The 11062-nt window shown below is 46.4% G+C and carries 8 protein-coding genes and 2 rRNA genes (1 of these 10 only partly in view); 4 read left to right on the top strand and 6 right to left on the bottom strand.

The features are described 5' to 3' along the window. A 23S ribosomal RNA gene (locus PP769_RS03700) occupies window positions 1-670 on the top strand; it begins 2342 nt to the left of the window's first position. A 103-nt stretch (window positions 671-773) separates the two neighbouring features. Then, a 5S ribosomal RNA gene (gene rrf / locus PP769_RS03695) occupies window positions 774-890 on the top strand. 69 nt (window positions 891-959) lie between these two features. On the opposite strand, the gene PP769_RS03690 is transcribed toward rrf, so the two are convergent. Further along, on the bottom strand, window positions 960-1313 hold the full coding sequence (locus PP769_RS03690) for an STAS domain-containing protein (protein ID WP_312645336.1): 354 nt from the start codon (window positions 1311-1313) through the stop codon (window positions 960-962). Between the two features lie 493 nt (window positions 1314-1806). Between PP769_RS03690 and hemL the strand changes: the two genes are divergently transcribed. Then, on the top strand, window positions 1807-3093 hold the full coding sequence (hemL, locus tag PP769_RS03685; RefSeq protein WP_312645333.1) for a glutamate-1-semialdehyde 2,1-aminomutase: 1287 nt from the start codon (window positions 1807-1809) through the stop codon (window positions 3091-3093). Window positions 3094-3793: 700 nt separating this feature from the next. Beyond that, the gene (locus tag PP769_RS03680; RefSeq protein WP_312645331.1) at window positions 3794-5296 is read left to right on the top strand and encodes an aldehyde dehydrogenase family protein; all 1503 of its coding nucleotides are present in this window, start codon (window positions 3794-3796) and stop codon (window positions 5294-5296) included. A 220-nt stretch (window positions 5297-5516) separates the two neighbouring features. Here the strand turns inward: PP769_RS03680 and PP769_RS03675 are convergent, their stop codons facing one another. The 5 genes from PP769_RS03675 to PP769_RS03655 form a co-directional block, all read right to left on the bottom strand. Next, window positions 5517-5753: a hypothetical protein gene (locus tag PP769_RS03675; protein WP_312645330.1), complete on the bottom strand. Its 237-nt coding sequence runs from the start codon at window positions 5751-5753 to the stop codon at window positions 5517-5519. Between the two features lie 341 nt (window positions 5754-6094). Continuing rightward, complete coding sequence (gene dapB / locus PP769_RS03670) at window positions 6095-6898, bottom strand: 4-hydroxy-tetrahydrodipicolinate reductase (protein WP_312645328.1); 804 nt, start codon at window positions 6896-6898, stop codon at window positions 6095-6097. 13 nt (window positions 6899-6911) lie between these two features. Continuing rightward, window positions 6912-7784 (bottom strand): 4-hydroxy-tetrahydrodipicolinate synthase, encoded by an 873-nt coding sequence (dapA, locus tag PP769_RS03665; RefSeq protein WP_312645326.1) that lies wholly within the window; start codon window positions 7782-7784, stop codon window positions 6912-6914. Window positions 7785-7880: 96 nt separating this feature from the next. Beyond that, window positions 7881-9143: a diaminopimelate decarboxylase gene (gene lysA / locus PP769_RS03660; RefSeq protein ID WP_312645324.1), complete on the bottom strand. Its 1263-nt coding sequence runs from the start codon at window positions 9141-9143 to the stop codon at window positions 7881-7883. After that, window positions 9136-11013, bottom strand: a complete 1878-nt coding sequence (locus tag PP769_RS03655; protein ID WP_312645322.1) for a B12-binding domain-containing radical SAM protein — start codon at window positions 11011-11013, stop codon at window positions 9136-9138. Before PP769_RS03655 ends, lysA begins: the two co-directional genes overlap by 8 nt. Window positions 11014-11062: the final 49 nt, after the last annotated feature.

Genomic DNA, 11062 nt, shown 5'->3' with positions numbered 1-11062 from the left:
TGGTGGGTAGTTTGACTGGGGCGGTCGCCTCCCAAAAGGTAACGGAGGCGCCCAAAGGTTCCCTCAGGCTGGTCGGCAATCAGCCATTGAGTGTAAAGGCAAAAGGGAGCTTGACTGTAAGAGCGACAGCTCAAACAGGGACGAAAGTCGGGCTTAGTGATCCGGTGGTTCTGCGTGGAAGGGCCATCGCTCAACGGATAAAAGGTACGCCGGGGATAACAGGCTGATTTCCCCCAAGAGTTCACATCGACGGGGAAGTTTGGCACCTCGATGTCGACTCATCGCATCCTGGGGCTGAAGCCGGTCCCAAGGGTCGGGCTGTTCGCCCGTTAAAGCGGTACGAGAGTTGGGTTCAGAACGTCGTGAGACAGTTCGGTCCCTATCTGTTGTGGGCGGAGGTGATTTGAGAGGGTCTGTCTCTAGTACGAGAGGACTGAGATGGACGGACCGCTAGTGTGCCGGTTGTCGCGCCAGCGGCAGTGCCGGGTAGCTATGTCCGGTTTAGATAACCGCTGAAAGCATCTAAGCGGGAAGCTAGCCTCAAGATTAGATCACACGGAGGGTAACCTCCCTAAAGGCCACTTGTAGACTACGAGTTTGATAGGCTGGGTGTGGAAGGGCTGTGAGGCCTGAAGCTAACCAGTACTAATCGGCCGTGCGACTTAACAACATTTGTTCTTGATAGACATGGTCTAAGTGAATATGTGAGTTTGATTTAAAAATTAGTATATTGATACATTTTTAAATTAATATTTACTATTCGCAGACACTTTCTCGGTGACCTTACCGGAGGGGTACCACCCGTTCCCATTTCGAACACGGAAGTTAAGCCCTCCAGGGCCGATGATACTGCAGCCGTGAGGCTGTGGGAAAGTAGGTCGTTGCCGAGATTTAAATAGGAAAAGCCCAGGGATTCATCATCCCTGGGCTTTTCTATTTCAATGAAGTCCATACTAAGTTTAACATTCATTAAAAGCACAGTGTGGGCGATGCATAGCATCATACATGGTATCAAATGTGGGTATGGTATGAGGAATTTTCCCCCGAACAAGTTCATTCCTTACCGAACTAAGTGGGCTTACCAATGAAAATGTACCTGAATTCGATTGAAGAAATTCCTGAGCAAAGTAAAGGAGATTCACCACTTTAGGATCCAAGTAGTACAAAGGAGACAAATTTAATATCAAATGTTGAATGCCATGGTTTTGTAATCGTTCAAGCCACTGAATAAATTGTTTTGTATCACCTTCATCAAATCTTCCAAAACAATCAAGAATTGTTATTTCATTCTTTCTCCGTTGTTCACAATACATCGGTTTATCCTAATATGATTAAAAATTGTTGATTGTTGACGGTATTCTGAAATTTTCGGCTAAAAGTTTTAAAAAATAAATAGGAAAATTTTGCACTCTACGTATGGAAAGAAGGCAGGAAAATGCGACAATTGTTTCCGGTAATATTTTCAAGTTACATAGATATATATAATTAAAACCGGTCTCTAAATGTTCCTAGGTTTTGAATAGTAAAATATGGGGGAAATTGGATGGCTGGTTGTTTCTCTGGAAAAAAAGTAGTGGTATTGTTGAAGCTTTGTAAAATTGGAGTCAGACTGAAGGAGACGAAATTAAACGATTCTTAATAATTTTTTGCGAGTTATGTATGAATGTTTTGAAGAATACGGAAATTAAATTGTTGAATTCTTTGGAATGGTAGGGATTTTTGAAAGCGCTTGGGTTGGTTTTCCTTTTGGGTACTGACGTGCTCAAATGATCTATAAATTGATTTTAAAAATTGAGGAAAAATTTCGTGAAAACAACAAAGTCCCGTGCTTTATTTCAACGAGCGAATTCATTTATTCCAGGGGGTGTTAACAGTCCCGTCAGAGCATTTCGTTCAGTCGGGGGAGATCCTTTATTTATTAAGCAAGCTAAAGGAATTTTGTTAGAAGACGTGGATGGCAATAAATTTTTGGATTATGTTTTATCTTGGGGGCCTATGATTCTTGGGCATGCAAATTCGCGGGTAATAAAGGCTGTCATCAGTGCCTCGAAACGTGGGACGAGCTATGGGGCCCCAGCGGAGGGGGAAGTGGAATTAGCCAAAATCATTATCAAGATGGTTCCCTCAATTGAGAAAGTCCGTCTTGTAAATTCGGGGACGGAAGCCGTTATGAGTGCAATTCGTTTAGCCAGGGCTTACACTAAACGGGACTCAATATTGAAATTCGAAGGCTGCTATCATGGGCATGCTGACCATTTGCTCGTTAAGGCCGGATCAGGCGTGGCTACTCTAGGGATACCTGATAGCCCTGGCGTACCAGAATCGTTTGCCCGCCACACACTGACCGCGCCATATAACGACATTAAAACTACCGAAAAACTCATTCATAAACATGCCCAAAGTTTGGGCGCAATTATTGTAGAGCCTATTGCAGGAAATATGGGGGTGATTCCTCCATCGGATGAATTTCTGCCATGGCTCCGAATGATCACTAAAAAGTACGATATCCTCTTAATTTTCGATGAAGTCATTTCTGGTTTTAGAGTGGGTCCGGGTGGAGCGCAAGGCCTCTATAAAGTCATTCCTGACCTCACGATTTTAGGGAAAATCATCGGGGGAGGCTTGCCCATTGGAGCATATGGGGGCACCAAGGAAATAATGCAATTGATTGCCCCGGCTGGACCGGTGTACCAGGCCGGAACTCTCTCCGGAAATCCAGTGGCGGTGGCTGCCGGACTAGAGACTATCCGAATCCTTCAAACACCGGGAGTCTATAAGGATTTAGAAAAAAAATCCAAAGTGTTGGCCGAGGGATTAGGAGAAGCAGCTAAGAAAGCAAAAATTTCCTACTATCAAACTCGGGTTGGTTCCATGTTGGGTGGATTTTTTACCGAAGGACCTGTCACGGATTACGCCGGGGCCCAAAAATCAGACACCGTACGATACGCTAAATTTTTTCATGGAATGCTCAATCATGGAATATATTTGGCTCCCTCTCAATTTGAAGCCATGTTGCTCTCAACTGCTCACACCCTTAGGCACATTAATCAGACGATTGCTGCCGCGGAAGAGGTCTTTCCTACACTACGATAGTCCTCTTATTATTACATAGCCAAAATTTGGTTGGGAGTTTGTTTTACTGGTTGCCCAGCCAAGCCCCCTCCTGGTTTACCTAACACCCTTTGCAACCAATGGCCGAAGGATGCCTTCCATCTATTGCCCTGCTTAGGGAGGGTGAAAAACTCCGCCAGTGTCGTTCTCGCCTTTGGTCGTGATTTAGTACTCCTTTGTACCCCCGTTTGCCAAAGCCGCGACGGGCTTGCGGGGTAAGTCTTTTGGAGAACTCCATTGTTTTTCCTCATAGGGATTTCTGCCATTTATCTATAAGAAAAAATATAATGTAAATATGCAACAGTCCGTTATTGCAAAGTGTGGATCCCCAACTGGCTGTCTATACTCCTCTATCCGAAAAAATGGAATTTTTTGAAAAGGTTCGCATAAAAGGCAAGACATCCTATCGCGACCAATTTCAAAAAACTGCTCAAAAGTGGTTTATTCTAATACTTCAAAGGAAAATCTAACGGACTAAGGTTTGCACTAGATATTGATTCCTCGCCATAATAAGAGGCAGTTCAAAATCCCTTGGAGTCATAGGTGAAGTCCAAGGCAAGAAGGGAACCAGTGCCAATATCAGATTTTCAACCCCCTTATGTTTTTGAGTCAATTCATAGGCCTGTTCTTGAGTTCCAATACAGATGATTTTTCTTGAAAAAATGGAGGTACCCAAATGAGCATGGCGACTTCAACTGAACGGCTTCATCCGGCTGTCCAATCTTTTGTGTCCCATCCACGAAAAATGCTGATTAATGGTCAGTGGGTTAACTCACAATCGGGCAAAACATTTTCCACGTTTAATCCTGCAACGGGTGAAGTAATGGCGGAGGTGGCGGAAGGCGATAAGGTTGATATTGCTCTTGCCGTGAAATCTGCCAGAAAGGCATTTGAACAAGGCCCATGGCGAAAGATGACGCCTTCTGACCGCGGCAAACTCCTGTGGCGGTTGGCGGACCTTCTGGAGTCGAACTTGGAAGAGTTTGCTCAGTTAGAGTCTCTGGATAACGGTAAACCGTTAACCATTGCGCGGGCAGCAGACGTTCCATTGGCTGTGGATTTGTTTAGATACATGGCGGGATGGTCAACAAAAATTGAGGGCAATTCCATTCCCATTTCGGTTCCCTATATGCCTGGGTCTCAATTCCTAGCCTATACCCTTCGTGAGCCGGTTGGAGTTGTCGGGCAAATTATTCCCTGGAATTTTCCTCTGTTAATGGCGGCATGGAAACTTGGCCCGGCTTTGGCCGTGGGCTGTACTATAGTGATGAAACCGGCTGAACAAACTCCCTTGTCAGCATTGCGGTTGGGAGAGTTGTTCATCGAGGCAGGATTTCCAGAAGGAGTTGTGAACATTGTTCCCGGCTATGGAGAAACCGCAGGTGCGGCCTTAGCTGCTCATCCTGATGTGGATAAAATTGCATTTACTGGATCGACTGAAGTGGGCAAACTTATTGTGAATGCTGCGACAGGGAATCTTAAAAAAGTCACGTTGGAACTTGGTGGGAAATCACCAAGTGTCGTCTTGCCGGATGCTGATCTGGAAACGGGAATACCCGGAGTAGCCAGTGCGATTTTCTTTAATCATGGACAATGTTGCGCCGCAGGCTCACGGCTGTATGTGGAAAAAAGCATTTTTGACAAGGTTGTGGCGGGGGTTGCTGATCAAGCCAAACAAATTAAGATAGGTCCGGGACTAGATCCTACTACTCAAATGGGGCCATTAGTCTCTGATGAACAGCAACACCGTGTTCTGGGATATTTGGAATCGGGGTTTGCTGAAGGCGCTCAAGCGGCTGCGGGTGGGAAACGATCTGGAGACAAAGGATATTTTGTTGAACCGACCGTGTTGGTCAATACCAATTCAAACATGAAGGTTATCCAAGAAGAAATTTTTGGCCCTGTGGTGTGCGCGGAACCTTTCACGGAAGTAGAAGAAGTGGTCGCCAAGGCCAATGATAATATTTATGGATTGGCGGCCGCGGTCTGGACAAAAGATTTAAGTAAGGGACATCGGATTGCTGCTCAATTACGAGCTGGAACGGTTTGGATTAATTGCCATAATATTTTTGATGCGTCACTCCCATTTGGCGGGTACAAACAATCCGGTTGGGGACGGGAAATGGGCCACGAGGCGTTGGATCTCTATACAGAAGTTAAATCCGTCTGTGCCAAACTGGCCTAAAATTCGGGCCATAAAATCTGCTCGAATTTAGCGGAATTTTACAAAAAAGCCTTTGGATAAAATATTAAAATTAGTAGGAAGTAGAGGACTAATTTATGGAATGTTATTTATGAACTTTCAAATTCAATAATGATGAACATTTGAAAATTTTTGACAATCAATATAAGGAGCTAGATGTGTTGGCAATAGAAAGCTCTTAAAAAGGACCTTTATCAGTTCGCTATTCATCATCGTCTTCTTCGTCTTCGGCGTCGATGGCGGCTTGGCGCATCTGCTCTTCCATGGCATTGTGGATGAGCATTCTGAGGAACATAGAAATAACTGATCCTTTTTCCAGAGTTCCACCTGGAGGAATGGCAATTTTTCCTTCTTCTACCATTTTATCCAGCCACTTCTTCTGATCCGGGGTTACATGCACGGGAATCTCGACGAGAGGAATTTTCCCAAAAATATCCATTATAGCCAGTCTCCTTTTACATGATATATCTTCGCTAATTCTTACCATGTCCGGTGAGAGTCAAAGCGAAGCGTTGATGAGTGAATGTGGTCCTTGAATCTCTTTCGATAAGACCACGTGCTCTTCGGCTTTGTCAATGAAAGAATTGTGTATCGACGGGATGAATGGAGTCCTGTAGGTCAGGATTCGTAAGTGCGCGATCGAATGGCGTGGTGAGATGTAAGAGGCTAGGTCTCATGCAATTGTTGGTGATGAGGTATAGCTTATAATTGGGTGTGTTTGAAATTTTTTTTGGCTGGCATCTTTCAGGCCGACATGGCGGATAAATTCGGGAAGTTGTCCTAGGATAAGCCTAAGACGTCGGCCATGGAATAGAGGCCAGGTGGTTTTTGGGCTACCCATTCCGCTGCCCGGAGCGCGCCCTGAGCAAAGGTATCGCGAGTATGAGCCCGGTGGGTTATTTCTATGCGTTCTCCTGGCCCACCCAATAAAATGGTGTGATCGCCAACAATATCTCCTGCACGGATAGTTTGCATGCCAATTTCACGAGTCTTCCGTTCGCCGGTCATACCATGTCGTGCATAGACCCCCACTTCTTGTAAATCCCATTCCATACCTTCTGCCAGAGCCTCAGCCAGTTTTAGGGCAGTCCCGCTGGGGGCGTCCTTTTTCTTATTATGATGGGCTTCGATTACTTCGATGTTGTACTGCTCACCTAGAGATCTGGCGATTTTCCCGACGGTGCTGAGGAGCACATTGATCCCTACACTCATGTTTGGGGAAAACACACAGGGGATTTTGAGCGCGAATGTTTTAAGTTGGGCCAATTCTTGATCTGTGAATCCGGTAGTACCAATGACCATGGCCTTGGTGGATTTGACGACATGCTCGAGGTTGGCCAGACAGGATGAAGGAGCCGTGAAGTCGACTACCACATCACCCTGTGAGAGACAGGTTTGGAGATCGTCGGTAATCGAAATGTTCATTTGCCCGATCTGGGCGACTTCGCCAGCATCTTTTCCAATAGCGGGATGCCCTTTTACTTCGACTGCACCGGAAAGCTGTAGTCCAGGGGTGCCCCGAGTTAATGCGACTAATCGCATGCCCATTCGACCGGCCGCGCCGGTAATGATTGTTCGAATCATGTGTTTTCTTTCCTCAGAGCACTCCGGCTTGTTGCAAGGCTTTTTGGAGTGCAGGTCGAAATTCCGCAGTTAGCGGGGTAAGCGGCAGTCGAACTTCTTCTGACATTTTTCCCATCATGGATAGAGCCGCTTTCACAGGAATGGGATTAGTCTCCAAAAATAATGCTCCAAATAAAGGAGAAAGTTTGTAGTGAAGGAGTCTAGCTGTTTCGTAGTCACCTTTTAATGCAGCGTTCACCATGTTTGCCATATCGGTCGGGGCGACGTTGGCGGTGACGGTGATCACGCCTTTCCCGCCAAGGGCGATCATAGGGAGTGTCAAGGGATCATCCCCTGAGAGCACAAGGAAGCCAGGTCGGGATTGTTGTATAATTTCGGACACCTGTTGGAGAGATCCACTGCCTTCCTTGATGCCAATAATATTCTGAATCTCCGACAAGCGGCTCACCGTGGTCGGCAACATGTTGATGCTGGTCCGCCCTGGAATATTGTAAAGAATCTGGGGTAAGTTAACAGCATTGGCGATGGCGGAGAAATGACGAAAAAGCCCTTCCTGTGTGGGCTTATTGTAATACGGCGTGATGAGCAAAGCCCCATCGGCACCCACGGCTTTGGCATGTTTTGTAAAAGTAATGGCTTCATCGGTAGAGTTTGAGCCTGTTCCGGCAATGACAGGAACCCGCTTATTCACCACTTCCACGGTGAATGAAACGACCCGTTCATGCTCTTCAGGGGTCAAGGTGGCTGATTCGCCTGTCGTCCCACAAGGTACAATGCCATGGGTCCCACAAGAAATTTGGGATTCGATGAGATCGGCCATGGCCTTTTCATCAAAATTTCCCTTTGAGAATGGGGTGACAATAGCGACTAACGAACCGCTGAACATAATTCTGACCTCAATATTTTGGTGTTGGGATTTTTTGTGTTTGTAACGACAAAACGGCGAACGCCTTGGCGAATCAACACAAGACTTTAAATCGAATCAGTTCGAGAAGGCTTCTGAAATGGTTTCGCCTCGAATGAGGTCATCGTAGCTTTCTCGTTTCCGAATGACTGTGATGTCCTTCCCTTTCACAAGCACCTCGGGGACGCGTGGCCGGGAATTGTAATTTGAAGCCATGGTAAATCCATACGCTCCGGCACTCATGACGGCCAGGAGATCCCCAGGTTGAGAATGGGGCATTTTTCGATCTCTTGCTAAAAAGTCTCCTGATTCACAAATGGGTCCAACTACATCAACCGTGTTGACTGCGGATGACTCTTTTTTTAATACCGGCTGAATATCGTGGTGGGCATCATATAAGCTTGGTCGTAACAGATCATTCATTGCTGCATCAACAATCACAAAATGCTTGTCCGCGCTTTCCTTGTTATACAGCACTTTCGTCACCAAGATGCCCGCGTTCCCAACAATGGACCGGCCCGGTTCCATAATAATTTGGCATGAGACGGATTGTAGCAACGGGGAAATAGCTTCAGCCAGCTCTTTGGGATGGGGAGGCGTTTCGTCCGAGTAGGTAATACCAAGGCCTCCACCTATGTTGAGATACTGAATGTGGACACCTTTGGCTTGCAGTGTTTGAATTAAGGCGATAGCTTTTTTTAAGGCATCAACAAATGGGGTGACCTGGGTCAATTGGGAACCAATATGTGAATGAACGCCTACCACTTCAATGTGAGGAAGATTCCCAGCTGCATCAAATTCTTCAAGTGCCCGGTCCGCTCCAATTCCGAATTTGCTTTTTTTTAATCCGGTAGAGATGTACGGATGGGTTTGTGGATCAATATCCGGATTGATGCGTAACGCCACTTTGGCGCGAAGGCCCATGGAGCCAGCGACCTCATTGATCTGCTGGAGTTCACCGGGAGATTCAACATTGAACATCAGAATATCAGACTTTAATGCATATTGAATTTCTTCTTTGGATTTGCCGACCCCGGCAAAGACGATTTTGTTGGGTGCCATTCCGGCTGTTAATGCCCGGAAAAGTTCTCCACCAGATACGATGTCTGCACCACACCCTTCCTTGGCCAGGAGACGCAAGACGGTCAGATTCGAATTGGCTTTCATGGCAAAGGCCACGATATGTGGAATGGCACTGAAGGCTTGATCAAAAGCATGAAAATGTCGAATCAATGTCCGGTGGCTATAAATGTAACAGGGAGTACCCACCTGTTCCGTAATGTGGCGAATGGGGACCTCCTCACAGAATAATCCGTCCCCCTGGTAGTGAAAGTCATGCATGCTGGATATCCTCATCAAACAGGTCCAAATTTTCATGAGCGATTTCGGAAACAATAGATTGAAAAGCTTCTTTTAAGTTTCGATACCGTAATTTTGTGTGTGGGGTGATGGCTCTGAGAATTTCCCCATCAAGTAATGTGTAAATAGCTTTTGGAGTCGCATGTTTTATATGCTCAAAGTTGACTACGATGTCCATTTTGGCCTCACGTCCAGCTTGTGTAATTCTTTTTAATAGTTCTTTGGCATTCAGGTGGTCTAATGTTCCCTCCAAATCAATGAACAACGCCGCAAAGGCATCGTGACGACGAGCTTTCATTTTCAAGCAGAGCTCCTGGTGGTAGGAATCAGGAGATGGTTGAGGGTGAAGAGCGTTAGGAACGAGTTGCTGAGTTTCACATGTCGGGAGCTTGGTTTGCAGATTTTTTAAGACTGTAGCCAGGGGAGATAGAGCGCCTTTGGGTGTGGTGCGGTATATTAATTTTCGAAATTCCCAATTCATTTCAAGGCGGGGAATCAGTCGTGGGCTCTTATGCCCCATGCGTTTCCAGATGCAGGGCCAGGAGTAAAACTGGTGGTTGGCCCAGAAAAATCCTTCCTGTAATTGCTCCGCTGACATACGTTTAGGTGTGTATACCACATGCTTGCCGTCATACTTCGACCAGTCCTGATCAATGATCCGGCCCTCCTGCTTAAAGCGTTCGAACAAGGCCGTCCCTGGAAGGGGGGTCAACACATTAAAGTAGGCCAATTCGACTTTGTTTCGTGTCAAAAATTCTACGGCAGTCTCAAATACCGATTCGTCATCATTGTCAAATCCAAACACGAGACCGGGGTTCACCATGATGCCATGGTCATGAAACATTTTAATTTGGTTTTCAAATTTCCGCACCTGGTTGAATCCTTTGTTGGTTTCATCGAGCGAATCATCCGACAACGATTCCATCCCGACAAAAACCGATACGCAACCGCTATCGGCAGCCAATCGTACCATTTCAGGATCATCCCCAAGAAAGAGAGTGGACTGACAGCCCCATTTAATATTGAGAGATTTCAGGGCCTGCCATAAGTCACGGCAGTAGGCACGATGACTATTATGCAGGTCATCCACAAAAGCAACAATCGAACCTTCTTCCAACCCTACCCATATTTTCAGGGACGTTGTTAAGGCGTGGGAAAGTGACCCACGGGTGATTCGTTCAATAATGTCCGAGCGCAGCCATTCTTTGGCTCGTTTCAGCTCTTCAATGACTTCGGGAACGGGTCGGCGTCGAGTGGTTTTTCCATTAAATGGCGAAACGCTGCAAAACTCACAATCAAAATGACATCCTCGCGTCGTGAAGGTGCAAAGCCTGGTCATGTAAGAATCCGGGCTGAGCAATTCAATACGCGGGGGTTTGTAATGACTCAAGGTTGGAAATCGGTCCATGCGATAAATTCGTTTCAGGGACCCGGCCTCGATGTCGGTAATGACTTGAGGCCAAAGGTCTTCAGCTTCCCCGCAGACAATGGCATCCCCATGGCGAATGGCTTCATCTGGGCAATAGGTGGGATGCACTCCTCCAAGAATGACCGGTTTTCCCCGTCGACGAAATTCATCCGCGATTTCATAGGCTCTCGGGGCATAACACGTCATGATGGATATTCCAACCACATCACAGGGAGTCTCAAAATCGATATCCTTAACGGCTTCATCCACGATTTCGACATCCCATGTTGTTGGAGTATAGGCGGCAATCGCTGGTAGGCTGAGCTTCGGAAACCAGATCGACCGGCGCTCACTAGCCGTCATACGATAAGGATTATTTCTTGGATAAGGGTCAAGCAACAGAAGTTTGGGACGAATTGCACCGTGAGTGAGAGAGGTATCCATTCTTTTATCCTCCACAAACAGTTGGAGAGACTGTGGGGGGCCTCATTGT

Origin of the sequence: Candidatus Nitrospira allomarina (assembly GCF_032050975.1) — a bacterium.
Taxonomy (GTDB): Bacteria; Nitrospirota; Nitrospiria; order Nitrospirales; family UBA8639; genus Nitrospira_E; species Nitrospira_E allomarina.
The sequence above is the reverse complement of the archived record's forward strand: the minus strand, read 5'-3'. Positions and strand labels throughout refer to the sequence as shown.